This window comes from Variovorax flavidus (genome assembly GCF_030317145.1).
Classification (GTDB): Bacteria; Pseudomonadota; Gammaproteobacteria; order Burkholderiales; family Burkholderiaceae_C; genus Variovorax; species Variovorax flavidus.
Window position 1 is genome coordinate 67,588 of the sequence record NZ_JASZYE010000001.1, and the last position, 21,138, is coordinate 88,725.

At 66.5% G+C, this 21,138-nt stretch carries 22 protein-coding genes; 14 read left to right on the top strand and 8 right to left on the bottom strand.

Translation table 11 applies throughout. From position 1 onward, the window contains the following. The first annotated feature begins 5 nt into the window (after positions 1 to 5). From QTH90_RS00325 to QTH90_RS00380, 12 genes are all read left to right on the top strand, one after another. Complete coding sequence (locus tag QTH90_RS00325; RefSeq protein ID WP_444814660.1) at positions 6 to 815, top strand: aspartate dehydrogenase; 810 nt, start codon at positions 6 to 8, stop codon at positions 813 to 815. A gap of 13 nt (positions 816 to 828) precedes the next feature. Next, the gene (locus QTH90_RS00330) at positions 829 to 2,307 is read left to right on the top strand and encodes an aldehyde dehydrogenase (protein WP_286662564.1); all 1,479 of its coding nucleotides are present in this window, start codon (positions 829 to 831) and stop codon (positions 2,305 to 2,307) included. Positions 2,308 to 2,416: 109 nt separating this feature from the next. Next, positions 2,417 to 3,388: a VOC family protein gene (locus tag QTH90_RS00335; protein ID WP_286662565.1), complete on the top strand. Its 972-nt coding sequence runs from the start codon at positions 2,417 to 2,419 to the stop codon at positions 3,386 to 3,388. 11 nt (positions 3,389 to 3,399) lie between these two features. Beyond that, positions 3,400 to 4,395 (top strand): Bug family tripartite tricarboxylate transporter substrate binding protein, encoded by a 996-nt coding sequence (locus QTH90_RS00340; RefSeq protein ID WP_286662566.1) that lies wholly within the window; start codon positions 3,400 to 3,402, stop codon positions 4,393 to 4,395. 22 nt (positions 4,396 to 4,417) lie between these two features. Further along, a complete protein-coding gene (locus QTH90_RS00345) occupies positions 4,418 to 5,566 on the top strand; it encodes an FAD-dependent monooxygenase (RefSeq protein WP_286662567.1) in 1,149 nt (382 codons plus the stop codon). Between the two features lie 11 nt (positions 5,567 to 5,577). Next, positions 5,578 to 5,913 (top strand): hypothetical protein, encoded by a 336-nt coding sequence (locus tag QTH90_RS00350; protein ID WP_286662568.1) that lies wholly within the window; start codon positions 5,578 to 5,580, stop codon positions 5,911 to 5,913. A gap of 65 nt (positions 5,914 to 5,978) precedes the next feature. Continuing rightward, positions 5,979 to 6,197: a recombinase-like helix-turn-helix domain-containing protein gene (locus QTH90_RS00355; RefSeq protein ID WP_286662569.1), complete on the top strand. Its 219-nt coding sequence runs from the start codon at positions 5,979 to 5,981 to the stop codon at positions 6,195 to 6,197. 43 nt (positions 6,198 to 6,240) lie between these two features. Then, positions 6,241 to 7,266, top strand: a complete 1,026-nt coding sequence (locus QTH90_RS00360; RefSeq protein WP_286662570.1) for a Rieske 2Fe-2S domain-containing protein — start codon at positions 6,241 to 6,243, stop codon at positions 7,264 to 7,266. Next, positions 7,263 to 7,691, top strand: a complete 429-nt coding sequence (locus tag QTH90_RS00365; protein WP_286662571.1) for a RidA family protein — start codon at positions 7,263 to 7,265, stop codon at positions 7,689 to 7,691. The genes QTH90_RS00360 and QTH90_RS00365 overlap by 4 nt, the downstream gene beginning before the upstream one ends. Positions 7,692 to 7,715: 24 nt before the next feature. Continuing rightward, positions 7,716 to 8,684, top strand: coding sequence for a PDR/VanB family oxidoreductase (locus tag QTH90_RS00370; RefSeq protein WP_286662572.1), 969 nt, complete (start codon positions 7,716 to 7,718; stop codon positions 8,682 to 8,684). A 23-nt stretch (positions 8,685 to 8,707) separates the two neighbouring features. Then, complete coding sequence (locus QTH90_RS00375) at positions 8,708 to 9,814, top strand: porin (protein ID WP_286662573.1); 1,107 nt, start codon at positions 8,708 to 8,710, stop codon at positions 9,812 to 9,814. 32 nt (positions 9,815 to 9,846) lie between these two features. Next, positions 9,847 to 11,142 (top strand): MFS transporter, encoded by a 1,296-nt coding sequence (locus QTH90_RS00380; RefSeq protein WP_286662574.1) that lies wholly within the window; start codon positions 9,847 to 9,849, stop codon positions 11,140 to 11,142. 17 nt (positions 11,143 to 11,159) lie between these two features. Here QTH90_RS00380 and QTH90_RS00385 read toward each other — a convergent pair whose 3' ends face one another. From QTH90_RS00385 to QTH90_RS00405, 5 genes are all read right to left on the bottom strand, one after another. Then, on the bottom strand, positions 11,160 to 12,005 hold the full coding sequence (locus QTH90_RS00385) for an SRPBCC family protein (protein ID WP_286662575.1): 846 nt from the start codon (positions 12,003 to 12,005) through the stop codon (positions 11,160 to 11,162). After that, positions 11,995 to 12,471 carry a (2Fe-2S)-binding protein gene (locus QTH90_RS00390; protein WP_286566640.1) on the bottom strand — a complete coding sequence of 159 codons (477 nt, stop codon included), beginning with the start codon at positions 12,469 to 12,471 and terminating at the stop codon, positions 11,995 to 11,997. The genes QTH90_RS00385 and QTH90_RS00390 overlap by 11 nt, the downstream gene beginning before the upstream one ends. Further along, complete coding sequence (locus QTH90_RS00395) at positions 12,468 to 13,349, bottom strand: FAD binding domain-containing protein (RefSeq protein ID WP_286662576.1); 882 nt, start codon at positions 13,347 to 13,349, stop codon at positions 12,468 to 12,470. Before QTH90_RS00395 ends, QTH90_RS00390 begins: the two co-directional genes overlap by 4 nt. Then, a complete protein-coding gene (locus tag QTH90_RS00400; RefSeq protein WP_286662577.1) occupies positions 13,342 to 15,660 on the bottom strand; it encodes a xanthine dehydrogenase family protein molybdopterin-binding subunit in 2,319 nt (772 codons plus the stop codon). Before QTH90_RS00400 ends, QTH90_RS00395 begins: the two co-directional genes overlap by 8 nt. A gap of 159 nt (positions 15,661 to 15,819) precedes the next feature. Further along, positions 15,820 to 16,767 (bottom strand): Bug family tripartite tricarboxylate transporter substrate binding protein, encoded by a 948-nt coding sequence (locus QTH90_RS00405; protein WP_286664427.1) that lies wholly within the window; start codon positions 16,765 to 16,767, stop codon positions 15,820 to 15,822. 268 nt (positions 16,768 to 17,035) lie between these two features. Between QTH90_RS00405 and QTH90_RS00410 the strand changes: the two genes are divergently transcribed. Next, entirely contained in the window at positions 17,036 to 17,602 is a 567-nt protein-coding gene (locus tag QTH90_RS00410; RefSeq protein ID WP_286662578.1) for a MarR family winged helix-turn-helix transcriptional regulator, read from the top strand. A gap of 121 nt (positions 17,603 to 17,723) precedes the next feature. Here QTH90_RS00410 and QTH90_RS00415 read toward each other — a convergent pair whose 3' ends face one another. Both QTH90_RS00415 and QTH90_RS00420 read right to left on the bottom strand, forming a co-directional pair. Continuing rightward, on the bottom strand, positions 17,724 to 18,491 hold the full coding sequence (locus QTH90_RS00415; protein WP_286662579.1) for a class II aldolase/adducin family protein: 768 nt from the start codon (positions 18,489 to 18,491) through the stop codon (positions 17,724 to 17,726). A 28-nt stretch (positions 18,492 to 18,519) separates the two neighbouring features. Then, positions 18,520 to 19,113 (bottom strand): HD domain-containing protein, encoded by a 594-nt coding sequence (locus QTH90_RS00420; RefSeq protein ID WP_286662580.1) that lies wholly within the window; start codon positions 19,111 to 19,113, stop codon positions 18,520 to 18,522. A 170-nt stretch (positions 19,114 to 19,283) separates the two neighbouring features. Between QTH90_RS00420 and QTH90_RS00425 the strand changes: the two genes are divergently transcribed. Beyond that, complete coding sequence (locus tag QTH90_RS00425; RefSeq protein WP_286664428.1) at positions 19,284 to 19,931, top strand: Crp/Fnr family transcriptional regulator; 648 nt, start codon at positions 19,284 to 19,286, stop codon at positions 19,929 to 19,931. A gap of 9 nt (positions 19,932 to 19,940) precedes the next feature. Here QTH90_RS00425 and QTH90_RS00430 read toward each other — a convergent pair whose 3' ends face one another. Beyond that, a complete protein-coding gene (locus QTH90_RS00430; RefSeq protein WP_286662581.1) occupies positions 19,941 to 21,113 on the bottom strand; it encodes an ABC transporter substrate-binding protein in 1,173 nt (390 codons plus the stop codon). Between the last annotated feature and the right edge of the window lie 25 nt (positions 21,114 to 21,138).

The window sequence follows — 21,138 nt, forward strand, 5'->3', positions numbered from 1 at the left end:
CTCGCATGTCTTCCATCACGCGCATTGCGCTCATCGGCTGCGGTGCCATCGGCACCTCGGTGCTGGAACTGCTGCAGGGCGATGCCGCCCTGGAGATCAAGGCCATCGTCGTGCCGGCCGATGCACTGGCTTCGGCGCAGGCCACCGCGCAGCGGCTCGCACCGCGCGCGCAGGTCGTGTCGTCCGTACCCGCCGAAGGCATCGACCTCGTGGTCGAAGCCGCGGGCCACGCTGCGATCAAGGCACACGTGCTGCCGGCGCTGCAACGCGGCACGCCTTGCATCGTCGCCTCCGTGGGCGCGCTCTCGGCCCAGGGCTTCGCCGAAGAACTCGAAGCCGCCGCCGTCGCTGGCGGCACGCAGGTGCAATTGATTGCCGGTGCCATCGGCGCCATCGACGCGCTGGCTGCAGCCCGGGTCGGCGGACTCGAAACCGTGCGCTACACCGGCCGCAAGCCACCGCATGCGTGGCTGGGTACGCCAGCGGAGGAGGGTCGCGACCTGGGCGCGCTGACCAGCGAGACCGTGATCTTCGAAGGCAGCGCCCGCGAGGCTGCCACCCTCTATCCGAAGAACGCCAACGTGGCAGCCACGGTGTCGCTGGCCGGGCTAGGCCTGGACCGCACCTTCGTGCGCCTGATCGCCGATCCGGCCGTCACCGAGAACATCCACACGGTCGAAGCCGAAGGCGCCTTTGGCGACTTCGAACTGACCATGCGCAACAAGCCGCTGGCGGCCAATCCCAAGACATCCGCGCTCACGGTCTACAGCGCCGTGCGCGCACTGCGCAACCGCGTGGCAGCCCTCGCGATCTGAAACGAGACACCCCATGATTTCCTCCGAACTGCTCCCCCTCAACATCGCCGGCGAATGGCGCCTGGGCGGCGGCGACGTCTACGAGAGCCTCTATCCGGCCACCGGCGAGCCCATCGCGCGCCTGCGGGCCGCGACTCTGGCCGATGTGGATGAGGCCATCACGCGCGCGCACCACGCCTTTCTGACGAGCGGCTGGGCGCAGAAACTGCCGCACGAGCGCGCAGCGGTCCTGCACCGTGTGGCCCACCTGATTCGCGAACAAAGCGAATCGCTGGCCCAGAAGCAGCGCCTGGACAACGGCAAGCCGATCAACGAGACGCGCAACCTGGTGGCAAGCGCCGCCGGCACCTTCCAGTTCTTCGCCGCCGCGCTGGAGACGCTGGAAGAAACCATCACGCCGTCGCGCGGCGCCTTCGTCACGATGAGCGTGCACGAGCCCATGGGCGTCGTCGCAGCCATCACGCCGTGGAACTCGCCGATCGCGAGCGAAGCACAGAAGCTCGCGCCTGCGCTCGCGGCCGGCAACGCGGTGGTCGTCAAGCCCGCCGAAGTCACGCCGCTGATGGCGCTCGAACTCGCGCGCATCTGCGAAGAAGCCGGCGTGCCCAAGGGCATCGTCAGCGTGCTGCCGGGCAAGGGTTCGGTGATCGGCGACGCCATCACCAAGCATCCGCTGGTCAAGCGCGTGTCCTTCACCGGCGGCACGACCACCGGCAAGCACATCGCCCACATCGCGGCCGACAAGATGATGCCGGTGTCGCTGGAGTTGGGCGGCAAGTCGCCGACCATGGTGCTCGAAGACGCGGACCTCGACCATGCCGTCAACGGCGTGCTCTACGGCATCTTCAGCTCGTCGGGCGAATCGTGCATCGCAGGTTCGCGCCTGTTCGTCGCGCGCTCGATCTACGACGAGTTCCTGACGCGGCTCGCCGAAGGCGCGAATGCACTGCGTGTTGGCGATCCGGCATCGGAGAACACGCAGATGGGCCCGCTGATCACGGCGCGCCACCGCGAAGGCATCGAGCGCTATGTGGAACTCGGCGTGCACGAAGGCGGCCGGATCCGCACGGGCGGCGTGCGTCCGCATGGCAATGGGTTCGACAAGGGCTATTTCTATACGCCGACCATCCTGGAAGGCCTGACCAACAGCGCGCGCATCAGCCAGGAAGAAATCTTCGGACCGGTGCTGGTCGCCATGCCCTTCGACAACGAGGAAGAACTGATCGCGCAGGCCAACGACAGCGTCTACGCACTCGCCGCCGGCGTGTGGAGCCGCGACTTCAAGCGCGCCTGGCGCCTGGGCCGTGCGGTGCAGGCCGGCACCGTCTGGGTCAACACCTACAAGCAGTTCTCCGTCTCGACGCCTTTCGGCGGCTGGCGCGACAGCGGCCTCGGCCGCGAGAAGGGCCGCGAAGGCATCTTCCAGTACATGGAGCAGAAGAGCATGTACTGGGGCACCAACGAGCAGCCCCTGCCCTGGGCGGAGGCATGAACACCCCCAGGCTTGCCCACTTCGTGTGGCCGCCAACCCCCTTGCAGGGGGCAATACCAGCGGCCCGGCGAAGCCGGTTCCGCGGTATTTCTTGAATGGAGAGACTGATATGAGCGTTTTGGGCATTGACCAGATCACCTACGGGGCGGATGACCTCCCCACCTGCCGCGGCTTCTTCCAGGACTGGGGCCTCACCCTGAAGTCCGAGGCCGCTGACGAACTCGTCTTCGAGTGCCTGAATGGCTGCCGGGTCGTCGTCGCGGCGTTGGACAAGCCCGGTCTTCCGCCGGCGATGGAGGAGGGGCCCACGCTGCGCGAAGTGGTGTGGGGCGTCGAGAGCGGTGCAGACCTCGACCGCTATGCCGCCGCGATTGCCAAGGATCCCGGCTTCGTCGACAGCATCGTCGACGGCGCGCGCCGCATCGGCTGCATCGATCCGAATGGCATGGCCGTGCGCTTCCAGGTCAGCCGCAAGCACGCCGTGGAGATCGACTGCGGCGCAATGAACACCTGGAACGCGAAGCTCCGCATCAACCAGCCCGCACCGATCTACGAGCGCGCCACGCCCATCGAAGTGGGCCACGTGGTGTTCTTCGTGAGCGACGTGCAGGCGACGAGTGCGTTCTATCGCGAGCGCTTCGGCTTCGTGTCGTCGGACAGCTATCCCAATCGCGGCGCCTTCATGCGCTGCGCACCGGATGGCGGCCACCACGATCTGTTCCTGCTGCAGATCCCCTCGGGCAAGCGCGGGCTCAACCACGTGGCGTTCACGGTGCGTGACATCCACGAAGTGTTCGGCGGTGGCCTGCACTTCTCGCGCAAGGGCTGGGAAACGCAACTCGGGCCGGGCCGGCATCCCGTGTCGTCGGCGTACTTCTGGTACTTCAAGAATCCGGCCGGTGGCTTGATCGAGTACTACGCCGACGAAGACCAACTGACAGCCGAGTGGCAGCCGCGCGAGTTCGAACCCGGTCCGACCGTGTTTGCGGAATGGGCCGTCGATGGCGGTCTGGACGGCAACACCCGTCGCCAGAAGAACGTCGAAGGCCCTCAAGGCAAGTTCCTGACCGAAAAAAAATGAAGCACCTTTCCATGCAACGACGCACCTCCCTGTTTCGCATCCTCGGCACTGCGCTGATGGCCTTCGCGGCCGTCACTTCGGCGCAGGCCCAGACCGACGTGCACAAGCAACTGTCGAGCGATCGCTTCACCATCATTTCGCCGTTCCCGCCCGGCGGGCCGGTCGATACGCTGGCGCGCGTCCTGTCGGACGGCCTGGCCAAGCGCTACGGCCAGGCGGCCGTGGTGGAGAACATGGCGGGCGCCGCCGGCAACATCGGCATGGACAAGGTCAAGCGTGCCAAGGGCGACGGGCACACGCTGCTGGTGGTTCCCGCGGGCAACCTGACGATCAACCCGACCCTGATGCCGAACTTCCCGTTCAACGTCGAGAAGGACTTCGTGCCGGTCACCATGCTGGCGAAGGCGCCCAACGTGCTGGTCGCGTCGCCCGGCGCCGGCATCAAGACCGCCAAGGATCTGGTGGCGCAGGCCAAGGCCAAGCCCAACACCTTGTCCTACGCATCGCCCGGCGTCGGCAGCGGCTTGCATCTCGCGGGCGAACTGTTCAAGCAACAGGCCGGCGTGGACCTTCTGCACGTGCCGTACAAGGGCACTGGCCCCGCGCTCAACGACGTGCTCGGTGGCGTGGTGCCGCTGATGTTCAGCAACCTGCCTGCGACGTTGCCTTTCATCAAGAGCGGCAAGCTGGTCGCGCTCGGCGTGACCGAAGCCAAGCGCAGCCCGGTTGCGCCGGAGATCCCGACGCTGTCGGAGCAGGGCATCCAGGGCGTGAACGTCACGTCGTGGTACGGCCTGCTCGCGCCCGCCGGCACGCCGCCGGCCATCGCACAGCAGCTTGCGAAGGATGCCGCAGAGATCCTGGCCCAGCCCGATGTGAGCGAGCGCCTGCAGGCGCAAGGCATGACCAGCGCCGCCATGAAGCCGGCCGAATTCGCCGCCGCGATGCGGGACGAAACGGCAGTGTGGGCCAAGATCATCAAGGCCCGCAACATCGTCGCCGAATAAGCAAGACGTGAAGGAGACAGACTTGAAGACAAACGAATCCACCATCGGCATCGTCGGTGCCGGCATCGGCGGCCTGGTCGCCGGCATCGCACTGCAGCGCGCGGGGCACGACGTGGTCGTGTTCGAGCAGGCGAAACAGTTCGCGCGCGTCGGCGCCGACATCAACCTGACGCCCAATGCCGTGCGTGCGCTCGACGGCCTGGGTGTGGGCGAAGCTGCCCGCGTGACGGCCGCGCGCCCCACGCACCGCATCAGCCGGACCTACGACACCGGCGAGGAAACGTCGCGGCTCGAAATGGCCGACTCGGCCGAGGAGCGCTACGGCGCGCCCCAGCTCACCATCCACCGTGCCGACCTGCTGGCCGCACTGGCGGACATGTTCCCCGCCGAGCGCGTTGCGCTGGGCAAGCGGGCCAAGTCCATCGCGGCGGACAAGGATGGCGTGAGCGTGGACTTCGAAGACGGCAGCAGCGCCCGCGTCGGCATGCTGCTGGGCGCGGACGGCATCCACTCGGCCGTGCGCACCGCCATGTTCGGTGCCGAGAGCCCGCGCTTCACCGGCATCGTCGCGTACCGCGCCGTGGTGCCGGCCGAGCGCGTGGCCAGTGTGCCCAATCTCGGCGCCTTCACCAAGTGGTGGGGCCCCAATCCGCAAAGCCAGATCGTGACCTTCCCGCTGAACCGCGGCAAGGACATCTTCATCTTCGCGACCACGCCGCAAGACACCTGGCATCTCGAATCGTGGACCGCCCCCGGCAGCGTCGACGAACTGCGCGAGCAGTACGTGGCCTACCACCCCGAGGCACGTGCCTTGCTCGATGCCTGCGACACCGTGCTCAAGACCGCGCTGTACGAGCGCGACCCGATGCCGGCCTGGGCGAAGGGTCGCATGGCATTGCTGGGCGATGCGGCACATCCGATGCTGCCTTTCATGGCGCAGGGCGCCGGCATGGCGATCGAAGACGCCGTCGTGCTGGCCCGTCACCTCGAAGGCGTCGCGATGGTCGATGCTGCCGCGGCCCTGCAGCGCTACGAGCAGGCTCGCATCGAACGCGCAAGCCAGGTGCAACTCGGTTCACGCGGCAACAACTGGCTGCGCGAAGGCGGCAACGCCGACTGGGTCTACGGCTACGACGCGTGGGCCGTGCCTGTCGCTGCCGAAGCGGCGTAAGCGAGAGCCAGATGACCACGTCGCCCGCCGCCTCCCAGACGATGCTGCTCACCATCGTGATGAAGCACCACCCCGGCCTGACGCTGGACGACGTGCAGTCGCGCATGAAAGCGAGCGACTGGTGGGAGTCCTTCCCTCCGGAGGGCACGCGTGTCGTCTCGTGGACCGTGGCCATGGGGCTCGGGCAGATCCTCACGTTGGAGTTGCCGCCCGAGAAGCTGCCGCTCGTGAATCTCGAACTCGAGCGCCGCGCATGGGGCGTGTTCAGCACCGAGTGCTACCCCACCTACGACTTCATTCCGGTGCGCGAGCGTATCCGCGAGCGCGTTCGCAACGGCGGCCAGTGAGACCGGCCTGGCCAGAGCGACAACTGCAATTCCGCAAGACCTACTTTTTTTCGATGGAGCGAACCATGACCGACCGTTATCTCGATCCCCACCAGGCGCGCCAGCGCACCCCCACCACCTACGAGGACCTGCTCGGCGACGCGATCGAGCGCGCCTTTGCAGCCGGCATCCACGATCTCGCGGGCCTGGTCGAGCAACTCAACCAGAGCGGCCTCGCCAGCCCGAGCGGAAAGCTCTGGACCGAGGCCATCTACCGCGAAGAAATGGCCACCCTCGGCGCTTGAGCCGTCGCGACGCCCCCAGTCCCCCATTCCAAGAGGAACCATCATGACCACTCCCCACGATGACCCGGTCGACCAATTGCTCGAAATCGGCCTGAAGGATCTCTGGTACCCGATCTGCCCGACGAGCTTCATCAAGGAATCGCCCGTCTCGCTCCGCCGCCTCGGCCGCAAGTTCGCCTTCTGGCGGGACCATACCGGCAAGCTGCATGCGCTCGAAGACCGTTGCCCGCACCGTGGCGCGCCGTTGTCGCAGGGCGTGATCCTCGGCGATCGCCTGTCCTGCCCGTACCACGGCGTCGAAGTCCGCTGTGACGGCGTCGTCACCCGCGTGCCGGGCAGTCCCGGTTGCAAGCTCGAAGGCTCGCAGGCCACGCGCTTCTATCACGTCGAGGAGCGCGCCGGCGCCGTGTGGCTCTACAACTCCAAGGAGTCGGTCGAGACGCCGCCGCCGCTGGTGCTGCCCGAGCAACTGACCGACGACGCGGAGTACTCCAGCTTCCTCTGCTATGCGGAGTGGAAGGGCGACTACCGCTACGTGCTGGACAACGTGATGGACCCCATGCACGGCACTTTCCTGCACAAGCAATCGCACTCAATGGCGGAAGGCGACTCCACGGCCAAGTTCGGCATTCGTGCGACGGACACCGGCTTCGTGTTCGAGAAGGAAGGCCAGCGCAACGTCAACTTCGACTGGACCGAATGGTCCGACACGGGGCTGCACTGGATGCGCCTGGAGATCCCTTATCCGAAGACCGGCGGCCCCGGCGGCAACTTCATCATCGTCGGCAGCTACACGCCGATCTCGCCGACGCTGTCGTGTGCCTTCCACTGGCGCGTGCGCAAGCTGCCGGTCGGCTGGGAGCGCGACACCTGGCGTTTCCTCTACAAGAACCGCCTCGAAGCGCGCCACTGGCATGTGCTCGAACAGGATCGCGTGCTGATCGAGAACATGGAGCCCGATGCCAACAAGCACGAGCAGCTCTACCAGCACGACCTCGGCATCGTGCGTCTGCGTCGCCACCTGCGCGGCCTGGCGCAGCAGCAACTGGAAGGCGCGAACGCGTCATGACCTGCACCGTGCGTCGTGTCGCCTGCGAGGCGGTGCCTGATCTGGCGCACGCCACCTGGTCCAACGCGTTGGTCGTGGGGCAGGAGGTGGTGCTGTCGGGCCAGACAGCCCATCCGGCCTCCCGCGACGCGGCGCAGTCCGGTGCCCCGCTGGGCGCCTACGAGCAGACGCTGGTGGTGTTGCGCAAGGTCCGGGCACTGCTGGAAGCTGCCGGCGGCGGCGTGCACAACATCGTCAAGCTCGTGGTGTACGTGACCGACATCGCGGACAAGGATGAAGTCGGTCGCGCGCGGCGCGACTTCTTTGCGCAGGCACCGTATCCGGCATCGACGCTGGTCGCGGTCAGCGCGCTCGTGTTTCCTGAATTGCGCGTCGAGATCGACGCTTTCGCGCGGCTCGATGTCGACCTGCGCACGGCCCACTGAACTGAATTCCTCGAGGTTCCCGCCATGTCTTCCCCCACGCTGAACGCCCTGGTGCACACGATGCGCTACGAGGCCGACGGCATCGTCAGCGTCGAGTTCCGCCCGGCCACGCCGGATGTGGATTTCCCCGCCTTCGAAGCCGGCTCCCACATCGACCTGCACCTGCCCAACGGACTGGTGCGCAGCTACTCGCTGTGCAATCCGTCGACCGATCGCCAGCGCTACGTGGTCGGCGTGCTGAACGACCGCAAGAGCCGCGGCGGATCGCGCTATGTGCACCAGCAATTGCGCGTTGGCATGACGCTGCCGATCTCGGTGCCGCGCAACAACTTCAAGCTCGAAGAGGGCGCCGAGCGCTCGGTGCTGGTGGCCGGCGGCATTGGCGTGACGCCCATCTGGTGCATGCTGCAGCGCCTGGTGGCGATCGGCAAGCCGGTCGAGCTGCTCTATTGCGCACGTGCCCGCAAGGAGGCCGCCTTCGTCGAAGCCATCACCGCGCTGGCAGCCGAGAGGTCGGTGCAGCTCACCTGGCACTTCGACGAAGAGAAGGGCGGACCACCCAATCTGGCGGAACTGCTGGCCGGCAAGGGCGCCGACAGCCACTACTACTGCTGCGGTCCCACGCCGATGCTCGACGGCTTCGAGAAGACCTGCGAACAACTCGCCTACCCGCACGCCCACATCGAGCGTTTCGCAGCCGTCCACGTCGAGACGCCGAGCGCCACGCAGAGCTACATGGTCGAGTGCGCGAAGAGCGGCAAGACCGTCGAAGTACCGCCGGGCAAGTCGATCCTCGACAGCCTGATCGACGCCGGCCTCAACCCTGACCACAGTTGCAAGGAAGGCGTCTGCGGCGCCTGCGAAACCAAGGTGCTCGACGGCGAGATCGACCACCACGACGGCATCCTGACCAAGCTGGAACGTGCGTCGAACAAGACCATGATGATTTGCGTATCGGGGTGCAAACGCGGCCCGCTCGTGCTCGACATTTAGATCTCCCCCGAAAGAAAAAATCAATGAAGAAGACTCTTGTGGCCGCGGCCGCATGCGCGGCCGCGTCGATGGCCTGCGCCCAGTCGAGCGTGACCTTGTTCGGCGTGCTGGACGCCGGCATCGCCTACACCACGGGATCAGGCCCGATCTCGTCGAGCAAATGGCAGATGACCAACAGCTCCAACACCTTCAGCCGCCTCGGCTTCCGGGGCACGGAAGACCTCGGCGGCGGCTTTGCCGCGAGCTTCTGGCTCGAAGCCGGCCTGCAGAACGACTCCGGCATCGGCTACCTCACGAACACCAACAACCAGGCAAGCGGCTCCACCGGTTCCGGCGGCCTGACCTGGTCGCGCCGTTCGACCGTCAGCCTCTCGGGCCCCTTCGGCGAAGTGCGCCTGGGCCGCGACTACACGCCGACGTTCTGGAACACTGCGCTGTTCGATCCCTTCGGCACCGGCGGGGGTATCGGCTCCAACCAGATCTACTTCTCCGGCCTGGGCGGCCTGAGTTCACCGACGGGCACGCGCGCGTCGAACAGCGTCGGCTACTTCCTGCCTCCCAATCTGGGCGGCTTCTATGGCCAGGTGATGGTGGCGACCGGTGAGAACGATTCGATGGCCGTGCTGCCGGGCCCCGTTCCCGTTTCCATCCAGGACGATGGCAACTACGCGGGTGTTCGCGTCGGCTATCTCAACGGTCCCTTCAACGTGGCGATCGCCACGGGCAAGACCCAGTACGCGACGGGCGACCTGCGTGTCACGAACCTGGGCGCCTACTACACCTTCGAAGCGCTGATGAGCCTGAAGCTCATGGCCGAGTACTACGACGAGTCGCAGGGCACGGTCGATGGCAAGGGTGCGCTGGTGGGCTTCAGCCTCCCGATCGGTCCGGGCGAGATCAAGTTCTCGTATGCGCGCTATGAGCGCGAACTCGCCAGCAACCTGCCGAAGCCGACGTCATCGAAGGTCGCGCTGGGCTACGTCCACAACCTGTCGAAGCGCAGCGCGGCATACCTGACCGTCGCGCGCATCTCGAACAGCGATGGCGCGTCGGCTTCGCTCGGCGGCGTCCTCACTTCACCCAACAGCGCGTCGACGGGGACCGAGTTCGGCTTCCGCCACGCCTTCTGAAGCGTCAGAGCCTCCATCGAAGGAGAGAAGCAATGCAAGCCAGAGCATTTCGTTGGTATGGCGTCATCACGTTGTTCGTGATCGTTGCCATCTCCTATGTCGACCGGATCAACATCGCGGTGCTGATCACCGACCCGGCGTTCCTCCACCACATCGGGATCAGCAGGGACGACCGCGTGAGTCAGGGACTGCTGGCGACGGCATTCATGGTCGGTTACGGGGTGTCGGCTTTCGTGCTGACGCCGTTCTGCGCCGCGCTGTTCGGCGTGCGGCGCAGCCTGATCGCCGGCCTGAGCCTGTGGGGCGTCGTCACCTTCATCACGCCGTGGTTCGACGGCTACGGAATGCTGCTCGCCTCGCGCGTGCTGCTCGGCATTTCCGAGGGCCCCCTGTTCTCGCTGGCCTCGTCGTACATCAAGGCGCATTTCGAGAGCCACGAGAACGGCAAGCCCAACTCCTTCGTCAACATGGGGACGGGCCTGGGCCTGGCGCTGGGCTATCCGCTGATCGGCTTCATGCTCGCCAGCTTCCATTGGGAGATCTCGTTCTACGTGCTGGGGCTGATCAACATCGCCCTCGGCATTCCGCTGGTGCTGGCCTTCGTGCGGATGCCGGCCGTCTACTCCAGCATGAAGAAGCCGAAGTCCGTCGGCGAAGCGATGGCGCACGTGGGCGACATCGTGAAGGGGGCGCTGCAAACGCGCTACCTGGTGCTGATCACGGTGCTGACCTCTGCGACGCTGGCCTACCTCTGGGGTAGCAGCAACTGGCTGCCGACCTACCTGAAGGAGGCGCGCGGCTTTTCGCTCAAGGAAATGGGCTGGCTGGCATCCTTGCCGCAGTACGCGACCGTCGTGGCCGTGCTGGTGGGCGGCGTGATCATCGACAAGATCGAGCGCCAGCGCGTGCCCTTCATCTTCATGGTGGCGAGCGCCGGCGTCGCGCTGTCGGTGCTGCTCGCGATCTGCACGGAGGACCGCTATCTGGCGGCCTACGCGCTGATCGCAGCGAACTTCTGCTGGGGCCTGCAGAGCCCCGCGATTCCGAGCACGGTGCAGTACTGCTCGCGTCCGGAACATGTCGCCAGCGCTTTCGGTGTCGTCAACGGCACCGGCAGCCTGGTTGCCGGCTTCATGCCGGCCTTGATGGGCGCCGTGATCACCCTGATGTCGGGCGGCCAAGGCGCGTCCGGTGGTGCCGCGTCAGGCTTCTTCGCCGGATTCGCACTGCTCATCGGCACCCAGCTGATCGTGTTTGCCTGCGGCTTCCTGCTGTGGCTGCGCGAACGCAAGCTGCAGGTGACAGGCATCAGCGCGACGCCGGCCTGACACCCCGCGCGCTGCTGCTACTTCATCAGATCCCGCAGCCAGTCCTTGCATTGATCGGCGCCTTCGAGGGGCCAGTCGATGCTGACGGTCTTGTCGAGCTGGCGCACTTCGATGCGGATGAATTGCCCCGAGGCCAACACATTCGCGGAACGGGCGGGCCTGGCGCCCAGCAGGCGTGACCACCACCCCGGTTCGGTTGCCGGTTCGCTGACCTGAACCGATGGTGCAGGCGCGCCGGATGTGCTTGCCTCGGGCATGCGCTTTCCACTGTCCGACAAAACCGGTGCGTAGGCGGTCGCAGCCTCCACCGGCCTTGCAGGAGCAGCCTGGGCGACGGCCTTGCCGGACGCAGCCGCCGGCTTGGCTGCCGTGGGAGCCGGCGCAGCGGCCGGTGCCTTGACAGGCTTGGGCTCCGCCCCGCCATCGATGCGCCCGGCGAGGTTGGTGCCGAACTCCTCCCACATCCGATCGGCCTTGGTCTTCATGACGCTCAGGCCGAAGGTGCCCAGGCGACCGAGCACGTCGACCTTGACCTTGATGCGCAACTCCGTGCCGCCTTCGGAGGTGGGCGTCAGGAAAATCTCGCTCTGCTGCTTCAGCGAGCTCGCCACGGAGGCGTCCTCGCCCGTGCCTTCGGCGCGCAGATAGCTCGGTTCGCGCTGCTCCACGATCGTGGTGCGCAGCTTGAACTTGGCGCTCACGAAGGCGATCTTGACGTGCATCAGCGCCACGTACTCGACGTCGCTCACGACCTCGATGGACTGCATGCCGGGCACGCAGCCGCCCATCACTTGCGGGTCGAGCAGCATGGCCCACACGCGCTGCGGCGGGGCCGCGACTGTCAATGTCTTTTCAATTTCCACGCATCTTCTCCGCGGCGGTCAGGATGGATTCGACGATCTGGGTGTAGCCGGTGCAGCGGCAGAGATTGCCGTTGAGACCGTGGCGCACTTCATCGACCGTCGGGTCGGGGTTGTTCTTGAGCATGGCGCAAGAAGTCATGAGAAAGCCCGGCGTGCAGTAGCCGCACTGGAGGCCGCCGCACTGCATGAAGCTCTCCTGGAGCGGGTGCAGTTCGTCGCCTTGGCCGAGGCCTTCCACGGTGGTGATCTCGCGGCCTTGCACCTGGACGGCGAGCATCAGGCAGGATTTGACGACCTCGCCATCGACCAGCACCGAGCAGGCGCCGCAGATGCCGGTTTCGCAGCCGCGCTTGGTGCCCGTGAGGTGCAGGTCGTCACGCAGGAAATCCGAGAGCAGCCGGCGCGCCGGCACGTCCACGCTTTGCGCCTCGCCATTGACTGAACATTCGATACGGTGCTGGGTCATTGCGTTGCCCCTTCATTCAATTCGAGGCCGAAGAGTTCGGCCACGGTGCGGCGCGCAACGATGCGCACCATGTCGCGGCGGAAATCCGCCGAGCCGCGCGTGTCTGACACCGGTTCGATGTCGGCGGCGACGATGTCGGCCACTTCAGCCGCGATGCCTGCCGTGACGGTGCGGCCTTCAAGGAAAGCCTCCGCGCGCCGCAGCCGGGTGGGGATCGGTGTCGATGCACCGACGGCGATCCGGGCCTCGCGGCACAGTGCGCCGTCGCGCCGTGCGATCAACGCCACGCTGGCCAGCGGCCGGTGCTCGGCGGCGGTGCGCAGGAAGCGCGTGTACACGCCGGAAGTGCCGGCCACAGGCGGTGGCACACGGATCTCGACCACCATCTCATCCGGCTCCAGTGCCGTGACGTAGTAGTCGACGAGGAACTCCTCGATGCTCAGCACGCGCTCGCCGCGGCTGCTGCCCAGCACGACCTGGGCATCGAGCGCCATGAGGCAGCCCGGCGGGTCGGTGGACGGGTCGGCATAGCAGAGGTTGCCGCCGATGGTGCCCTGGTTGCGCACCTGCGGGTTCGCCACCCGGGAGGCCATGCTGGCGAGCACGGGGTAGTGCGCGCGCACGACGGGCGAGTTCGCCACGTCGGCATGACGCGAGAGCGCGCCGATGCGCAGCCCGCGGCGCTCGTCGAAGTCGATGCCGCGCAGCGGCGACAGCCGCGCGAGGGAGACGAGGTGCGTCGGCGTCAGCATGCGCTGGCGCATGCCGAGCATCAGCGCGGTTCCTCCGGCAATGGCGCGGCATTCATCGCCCAGGTCGGCCAGCATGCGGCTGGCCTCGTCGACGGTGGTCGGTTCGAGATAGTCGAAATCACGCATGGCGTGTCTCCTCTTCCTTGCGCTCGCGCAGTGCGGCGAGGATCTTTTCGGGCGTGATCGGCAACTCCGTGATGCGCACGCCGATGGCGTCATACACCGCGTTGGCGATGGCCGGCGCGCCGGGGAGGATGGCCGTCTCGCTCGCGCCCTTGGCGCCATAGGGGCCGTTGGGGTCGTTCGATTCGACGAAGCCACCGCGCAGCAGCGGCACGGCGTCGGCGGTCGCCATCGTGTAGTCGGCGAAGTTGCCGTTCATCAGCCGGCCACCCTCGACCTGCATCTGCTCGTACAGCGTCCAGCCAAAGGCCTGCACCGTGGCGCCATTGGTCTGGCCGTGGATCGCGATCGGGTTCAGCGCCTTGCCGCAGTCGTCGGCCACGTAGCTGTCGAGCACGGTGACCTGGCCGGTCTCCGTGTCGACCTCGACTTCGACCGCCTGGGCAGCGAAGGAATAGGCCGGCGCGATGTTGCCGTACACCTTGTCGTCATGCATGACGGTCTGGGCGTCCCAGGTGCCGGTGACCTGGATGCCTTCGCCGCCATGCGTCCAGATGTGCAGCCTGGCGAGTTCGGCGATGGTGGCGCGGCGCTCGGGCGCGTCGCCCACGAACACGGCACCGCCGCCGATCTTCAGTTGCTCGGCCGGCACGCTCCATTGCTTCGATGCGAGCGCGAAGAGCTTGTCGCGCGCCATGCGTGCCGCGACGATGGCCGCATTGCCCGCGGCAATCGTCACGCGCGATGCGAGCGAGCCGATGGCGATGGGCGAGGTGTCGGTGTCGGGCGGCACGACGTGCATGTGGGCCAGCGGCAGATCCAGCTCGTGCGCCACCACTTGGCTGAGCATGGTCATCGCGCCCTGGCCCATGTCGCATTCGCCACTCATGATGAACACGCGGCCGTCCTCGTTGATCTTCACGATCACCGTGGAGCCGTCCCAGTTGCCGATGGTGCGGTTGCCGCTGACGTGCATGGCGGCTGCCATGCCGACGCCGCGCCGCTTCACGCCATGCGTCTTCGGCGATGCGCGCTTGCTCTCCCAGCCGATGGCGTCGATGGCCTGGTCGATGCACTCCACGAGGCCTGTGCTGCCGATCTTCCATCCGTGGATGGAGACTTCCCCGACGCGGATCGCATTGCGCTTGTGGATGAGCGCCGGGTCCAGCTCGAGCATCTCGCCCATCGTGTGGATGTGGCTGTTGAGCGCGAACTGCATCTGCGTGCCGCCGAAGCCGCGGAAGGCGCCGTGCGGCGGATTGTTGGTGTAGACCAGCGTGGCGTGCGAGCGCACGTTGGGGTTGCGGTGCATGTTGTCGCTGCGCATGGCGGTGACGTGCATCACTTCGCCCGAGAGCCCGCTGTAGGCGCCGCATTCGGCGACGATGCGAACGTCCTTGGCCACGATCAATCCGTCGCGGTCCATGCCCAGCCTGAGCGTGATGCGCTCGGGCACGCTGGAGCAGGCCGCCAGAAAGTCTTCGAGCCGGTTGTTGACCAGCCGCACCGGCTTGCCGGTCTTCACCGCCAGCAGGCCGGCGATGAGGTTGTTGGCGTCTTCCACCATCTTCCCGCCGAAGCCACCGCCGGTCGTCGCCTGGATGACGCGAATGCTGGAGATCGGACGCTCCAGCGCCGCCGCCAGTCGCAGCCGCGCCTGCGTGACGGACTGGGTCGAGGTCCAGACCACGAGGCGCCCATCCGGATCGATGCTCGCCACCGTGCCCATCGGCTCCAGATAGCCCGGGTACTGCGCGTGTGCGTAGTAGGTGGCCTCGTGCACCACGTGGGCCGAGGCGAAGCCGCTGTCGACATCGCCGCGCTCGAAGCGGATTTCGTGCGCGACGTTGTTGCGCTCCGGATGCACGCCCGGCGCCTCCTCGTCCATCGCCTCCTCGGGCGTGAGGATCGCCGGCAGTTCCTCGTACTCGACGCGGATCAGGTCCAGTGCGTCCCGCGCAATCTCTTCGGTCGTGGCCGCGACCGCCGCCACTTCCTCGCCAGCAAAGCGCACCACGCCCTCGGCCAGAATGCGCCGCTCCTTGTGATGCACCCCCCACATCGTGCGCGGCGCCTCGGCACCGGTCAGCACCGCCTTCACCCCCGGCAGCGCCAGCGCTTCGGAGGTGTCGATCGACACGATGCGCGCATGCGGATAGGGACTCCGCAGCACCTTGCCGTGCAACATGCCCGCGACCTTGATGTCGCCCGCATACATCGCACGCCCCAGCACCTTGGCCCGCGCCGTGACCTGGGGAATATCAGTCCCCAGCGTCGATGCGCCGGAAGTCTGGGTATTCGAAGAATGACTCATAGTCAATGCCAAGAAATTGGCCTCCTGTCCGCACCAGGGCAAGCGCAGCGAGGCCCGTTGGTGAAACACCGCGGATCCGGCTCGGCCGGTCCGCCGGTGTTGCCCCCGGTAGGGGGTAGGCGAAGCGACACGAAGTGCGCCGCAGCCTGGGGGCGAGCCTTATTCAGCGCTGATGCCCAGGTCCTTGATGACCTTGCCCATGACGGTGTAGTCGCTGGAATTGATCTTCCCGAGCACATCCGGCGCGCCGCCGGCCGGCAGGGCGCCGAACACGGCCAGCTTCTCGGCCACTTCGGGCGACTTCAGGATCTCGTTGAGGTTCTCGTTCAGGAGCTTGACGATGGGTGCCGGCGTTCCCTTGGGCGCGAAGAAGCCGTTCCAGGACCCCACGACCACGTCCTTGTAGCCCAGCTCGACCAGGGTCGGGACGTTCGGCGCCAGCTTGGAGCGCTGTGCGTCGCCGATCGCCAGCGGGATGAGGCGGCCGTTCTGCAGGTACTGGCGGACCGCGCCGAAGGTGACCCAGGCCGTGTCGACGTGCCCGGCGACCACGTCAGTCACCGACGGGCCTACGCCGCGATAGGGCACATGCGTGATCTTCACGCCGGCCGCGCGGTTGAGCCATTCGCCGACGATGTGCATCGGCGAGCCGGCGCCAGGGCTGGCGTAGGTCACCGGCTTGCCCGACTTGGCCGCCGCGATCAGTTCCGGCAGCGTCTTGACGCCGAGACCCGGATTGGCAACCAGCACCAGCGGCTGGGTGGCCGTGTTGACGATCGGCTCGAAGCCGTGCAGCACGTCGTAGCTCGCGCTGGGCGACAGCTTCATCACCAGCGGCGCGGTTGTGAACGGGTTGGGGGTGAACAGGAGCGTGTAGCCGTCCGCAGGCGCGCGGCTCACGAAGTTGTTGCCGAGCGCGCCACCAGCGCCGGGCCTGTTGTCGACGATCACCGTCTGCTTCAGCCGCTGCGAGAGCTTGTCGGCGAAAAGGCGCGCAATGGCGTCCGTGTCGCCGCCCGGCGGATACGAAACGATCACGCTGACGGTCTTGGACGGGTAGTCCGGCTGGGCGATGGCATGTCCGGCGGTCATGGCGCATGCCGCCATCGTGACCGCGAGAAGGACTTGGCGACGGGTCGAAAACATCACTGGCTCCTGGAAGGGACCATGCGAGTCGCAAAGCGACGCATGGTGGCTGGCAACGGGAAATGACTTGGGCGATTCATTAGTGAAACATTGATTCACTAGCGAACGCTCATTGTGAAGCTATTATTGATGCATCAACTTGCCGCAAACACCTATTGACAGTATTTGAATTATTTGTCTTTTATGTTGAATTGGGGCCCATGCACCAGCATGGAACAATGCGATCCCCATGACAGACAAAAGCATTCCCTCATCTCCGCCGGACGCCCGGCAGTCCGCCTCGCCCTGGACGGCGCTGGACGAGGCAGGCACGACCCTGACGGTCGATGCCTTCATCACAACGATGATGAGTCAGGTGGGCAACGCGCTACGGCGCACCATCACGCTGCCGTATGCGGAGCAGTTCGGCCTGTCGGTATCGGAGTGGCGCGTGCTGTCTCTGGTGGCGCACGCGGAGCGCGTGGCATTCAGCGACCTGGTGCGCCAGTCGACCTCCGACAAGGCGCTGGTCAGCCGCACGCTGAAGTTGCTGGAAGGGCGCGGCCTGGTCGAGTTGCAGGCCGAAGGCAACACGCCGCGCAAGAAGATCTACTGCATCGTGACGCCCGCCGGCAAGGCGCTGCATGCCGAGGCCATCCCGATCGCGCGCCGACGCCAGGCCGCCGCGATCCGGGTGCTGACCCCCGACGAGAGGGATGCGATGTACCACGCGCTGCTCAAGCTGCGCGAGTACTGCAGGGCCGCTGAAGAGGCCCGGGACGACGACTCTCCCGACGCCGCCGGCCTCGACATTTGACGAGCACCCGCCTGTCCTGAGCGGCCCCTCGTGAGCCGGCGCGGAACCGGCTCCGCCGGGCCGCACAGCCGGCGCCCCCGGCAGGGGGTAGGCGGCTACACGAAGTGAGCAAGCCTGGGGGCTAGTTCTTATAGTTGGGGTCGACCCGGTCGAGCTTGCGGATCAGCGAAGGCCAGACGAAGGCACCGCCCATTCCGCCGGTCTGCACCTTCATCGCATGGCCCACGCCTTCGACGATGCGCGGATCGACCTGCGTCAACTCGCCGCCGCCGGCTTGCGCGGCGATCTGGATCTGGCAGGTGTTCTCGAAGGTGTACATGCTCAGGAAGGCATCTGCGATGGTCTTGCCGACGGTGAGCAGGCCATGGTTGCGCAGCATGAGGAAGTTGGCGTTGCCCATGTCGGCCTGCAGCCGCGGCTTCTCGTCGTCGCGGAAAGCCACGCCTTCATAGTCGTGATAGGCCAGCGACGCCAGCACGAAAGTCGATTGCTGGCTGATCGGCAGCACGCCGTTCTTCTGCGCGCTCACCGCAATGCCGGCGCGCGTGTGGGTGTGCAGCACGCACTGCGCGTCTTCGCGCACCGCGTGGACGGCGCTGTGGATCACGAAGCCCGCCGGATTGACCGGGTAGGGCGAGTCGATCACCTTGTTGCAGTCCTTGTCGACCTTGATCAGGCTCGACGCGGTGATCTCATCGAACATCAGGCCGTAGGGATTGATCAGGAAGTGATGCTCCGGTCCCGGCACGCGCGCGCTGATGTGCGTGAAGACGAGATCGCTCCAGCCGTACAGCGCGACCAGCCGGTAGCAGGCCGCGAGGTCCACGCGCAACTGCCATTCTTCGGCGCTGACGAGTTTCTGGATTTCGCTTTGGGAGGTGGCGTTCATCGAGGTCTCCTGGGTGGGATGAGTGGAATCAGGCCGCGGCCGTTTCGGATTTCAGCGCGGACTTGTAGATGCTCTGGCGGGGCTGCGCCATCACACGCCGCAGCATCGGCTCGAATTCGCTGATCGGCAAGGTCTCGGCCTTTGCATCGAAGGCCGGGTTGTCGTAGAGCTCGCAGAACTCGGCGGTCCGCTCGAAGTTCGGGTGGCTGCGGAAGTTCTCGCGCAGGTCGCGGTCGAGGCCGATGTGATGGAAGAAGTAGTGGCCCTGGAATATGCCGTGGTGCTGCACCATCCAGTGGTTTTCCTCGCTGACGAAGGGCTTGAGGATCGCGGCGGCGATGTCGGGATGGTTGAAGGTGCCGAGCGTGTCGCCGATGTCGTGCAGCAGCGCGCAGACCACGTACTCCTCGTCGCGGCCATCGCGCAGCGCGCGCGTGGCGGTCTGCAGCGAGTGGGTGTAGCGGTCGATGGGAAAGCCGCCGTAGTCGCCTTCGAGGATTTGCAGGTGCTTGATCACGCGCTCGGGCAGGCCGGTTGCGAACTGCATGAATTCGCCGCCGATCAATTGCCAGTCTTCGCGGGTGCTGTCCTGCATGCGGACGAATTTCGCTCTTGCGTTCATCGTGGTGTCTCCTTTGTGTGCGGCCACTGTAGACCTGCGCTTGACGCTCAACTGTCAAGAATTTGACAATGCAGCGCCCTCGTTAACCCCCGGAAATGCCTTCATTGCCCAGACTACGCCTGTCCGCTGCGCATCGCGCGGCGGTGGAAGCCAATCCGTGGTTCGCCTCCATGCCGCGCGCCCAGCGGGAAACACTTCTCGGGGCGGCCGAACTGATCCACCTGCGGCGCGGTGCGATGGTGTTCAGGCAGGGCGATCCGGTGCACGTGGCGGGCGCGGCCTTTTTCGGACTGGCCGCAGGGACGATCAAGATCTCGACGCTGCGGCAGGACGGCCGCGAAGCCATCCTCGCGGTGCTCGAGCCCGGCAACTGGTTCGGCGAGATCAGCCTGATCGACGGCTCCCCGCGCACGCACGATGCGACGGCGCTGTCCGCGCTGGACCTGCTGGCCGTTCCCTTCGAGGCCTTCGCGCAGCAAATGCAGGGCGCGGCCTTTGCGCGTGCGATCGCCGCATTGCTGGCAGCGCGCGTGCGCGGCCTCTACGGGTTGATGGAGGACGCCACGCTGCGCGGATTGCGCGCCCGCGTGGCGCGTCGGCTGCTGGCGCTCGCGCGGGGCGACGCGACGCAATCGACCGATCCGCGCCGCAGCGTGGTGCTGCCCCAGGAGGCGCTGGCGATGATGCTCGGCGTGACGCGGCAGACCTTGTCGAAGGAACTCAACGCGCTGGCGCACGAAGGCGTGATCACGCTCGGCTACGGGCGGATCGAGCTGCTCTCCCTCGATGCGCTGCAACGGCTGGGCAGCGCCGGGTAGGTCTTCGCCTCAGCGAAGCACGCGCCCGTCCTTGGTGATGCTGATGAGGTCGATGGTGCGCCCCGGATCGCGCAGGCCCGGCCGCAGGTTGATGCGGAAGCCGCCCACGTCGTAGTCCGTCATGCCGGTCATGACGCGCTGAAGCGTTGCCGACGTGAAGCCGCGTCCGGCCCGCTTGATGGCTTCGCCCGCGGCCTTGGTGGCGATGAAGCCTTCGAGGCCTTCATACGACGGCGTCTGGTCGGAGTTGTCGACGGCGGCGAGGTATTCCTTGACGATCGGGATCGCCGAGGGGCGCGGCGACGGCACCACCTGCGAAATCACGATGCCGCCGATGTCCTTGCCGAGCGCCGTGTAGAGCGGATCGATGCCCACGATCGAGAACGCCATGAAGGCTCCTGCGTAGCCGCTCTTGCGAAGCTTGCGGATCACGTTGGCCGTGGTGCCCGAGAGCGACACCAGGACGATGGCCTGGGGCGCCTGCTTCTGCACTTCCGCGAGCGCAGCATCCGCCTTGTCGCCCGTTGTGGGCACCAGTGCGGTCGCAACCAGCGGCGCGAGCTTGAGATCGGCCACCGCCTGCTGTACCGCTGCGAGGCCGGCGCGGCCCATCGCGTCGTCGTCACCGATCAACGCGATGCGCGTTTGCCCGACGGTCGCGCATTGGCGCACGATCTTGAAGGCTTCGTCGGCCATGCTGGGCCGGACGTGGAACACATTGGGATGACTCGTCGCCCGCAGGTTGTCCCCCGCCGCGAAGGGCGCGAACAGCATCGAGCCCTGCTGCGCCGCAACGGCCGCGCCGGCTTCGCTGCTGGCGGTCCCGACGAATCCGAAGAGCATGTCCGCCTTGTCGGCAGTGAGGAGGGTGCGGGCGTTCGCCGCGGCGCGCCCTGCGTCGTAGCCGTCGTCGAGCTGCACCAGCTTGAGCTGGACGCCGCTGCTGGCGTTGCTTTCGTTGAATTCGTTCGCATAGAGCCGGCAACCCGCGGCGAATGCCAGGCCAATCTCGCTGGCCGCGCCGGTCAACGGGACCGATTGCCCCAGGACCACGGTGCGCGCTGCCGAGGCCGTGGCGCGCGCCGTGGTCTGGGCATGGCTCGTCCGGCCCGCATGCAGCCCGCCGCCGAGCAACAGTGCGGCGCCTGCCTTGCCGAGCCAGGTCCTGCGTGACAGGTTCATCGGATACCTTTCGTTGTAATTGACA

Bases quoted from the DNA above. Each gene is read 5' to 3' on its own strand.
- QTH90_RS00325 (WP_444814660.1), top strand. From the start codon at position 6: ATGTCTTCCATCACGCGCATTGCGCTCATCGGCTGCGGTGCCATCGGC.
- QTH90_RS00330 (WP_286662564.1), top strand. From the start codon at position 829: ATGATTTCCTCCGAACTGCTCCCCCTCAACATCGCCGGCGAATGGCGC.
- QTH90_RS00335 (WP_286662565.1), top strand. From the start codon at position 2,417: ATGAGCGTTTTGGGCATTGACCAGATCACCTACGGGGCGGATGACCTC.
- QTH90_RS00340 (WP_286662566.1), top strand. From the start codon at position 3,400: ATGCAACGACGCACCTCCCTGTTTCGCATCCTCGGCACTGCGCTGATG.
- QTH90_RS00350 (WP_286662568.1), top strand. From the start codon at position 5,578: ATGACCACGTCGCCCGCCGCCTCCCAGACGATGCTGCTCACCATCGTG.
- QTH90_RS00355 (WP_286662569.1), top strand. From the start codon at position 5,979: ATGACCGACCGTTATCTCGATCCCCACCAGGCGCGCCAGCGCACCCCC.
- QTH90_RS00360 (WP_286662570.1), top strand. From the start codon at position 6,241: ATGACCACTCCCCACGATGACCCGGTCGACCAATTGCTCGAAATCGGC.
- QTH90_RS00365 (WP_286662571.1), top strand. From the start codon at position 7,263: ATGACCTGCACCGTGCGTCGTGTCGCCTGCGAGGCGGTGCCTGATCTG.
- QTH90_RS00370 (WP_286662572.1), top strand. From the start codon at position 7,716: ATGTCTTCCCCCACGCTGAACGCCCTGGTGCACACGATGCGCTACGAG.
- QTH90_RS00375 (WP_286662573.1), top strand. From the start codon at position 8,708: ATGAAGAAGACTCTTGTGGCCGCGGCCGCATGCGCGGCCGCGTCGATG.
- QTH90_RS00380 (WP_286662574.1), top strand. From the start codon at position 9,847: ATGCAAGCCAGAGCATTTCGTTGGTATGGCGTCATCACGTTGTTCGTG.
- QTH90_RS00390 (WP_286566640.1), bottom strand. From the start codon at position 12,471: ATGACCCAGCACCGTATCGAATGTTCAGTCAATGGCGAGGCGCAAAGC.
- QTH90_RS00395 (WP_286662576.1), bottom strand. From the start codon at position 13,349: ATGCGTGATTTCGACTATCTCGAACCGACCACCGTCGACGAGGCCAGC.
- QTH90_RS00400 (WP_286662577.1), bottom strand. From the start codon at position 15,660: ATGAGTCATTCTTCGAATACCCAGACTTCCGGCGCATCGACGCTGGGG.
- QTH90_RS00405 (WP_286664427.1), bottom strand. From the start codon at position 16,767: ATGGCGGCATGCGCCATGACCGCCGGACATGCCATCGCCCAGCCGGAC.
- QTH90_RS00410 (WP_286662578.1), top strand. From the start codon at position 17,036: ATGACAGACAAAAGCATTCCCTCATCTCCGCCGGACGCCCGGCAGTCC.
- QTH90_RS00415 (WP_286662579.1), bottom strand. From the start codon at position 18,491: ATGAACGCCACCTCCCAAAGCGAAATCCAGAAACTCGTCAGCGCCGAA.
- QTH90_RS00420 (WP_286662580.1), bottom strand. From the start codon at position 19,113: ATGAACGCAAGAGCGAAATTCGTCCGCATGCAGGACAGCACCCGCGAA.
- QTH90_RS00425 (WP_286664428.1), top strand. From the start codon at position 19,284: ATGCCGCGCGCCCAGCGGGAAACACTTCTCGGGGCGGCCGAACTGATC.
- QTH90_RS00430 (WP_286662581.1), bottom strand. From the start codon at position 21,113: ATGAACCTGTCACGCAGGACCTGGCTCGGCAAGGCAGGCGCCGCACTG.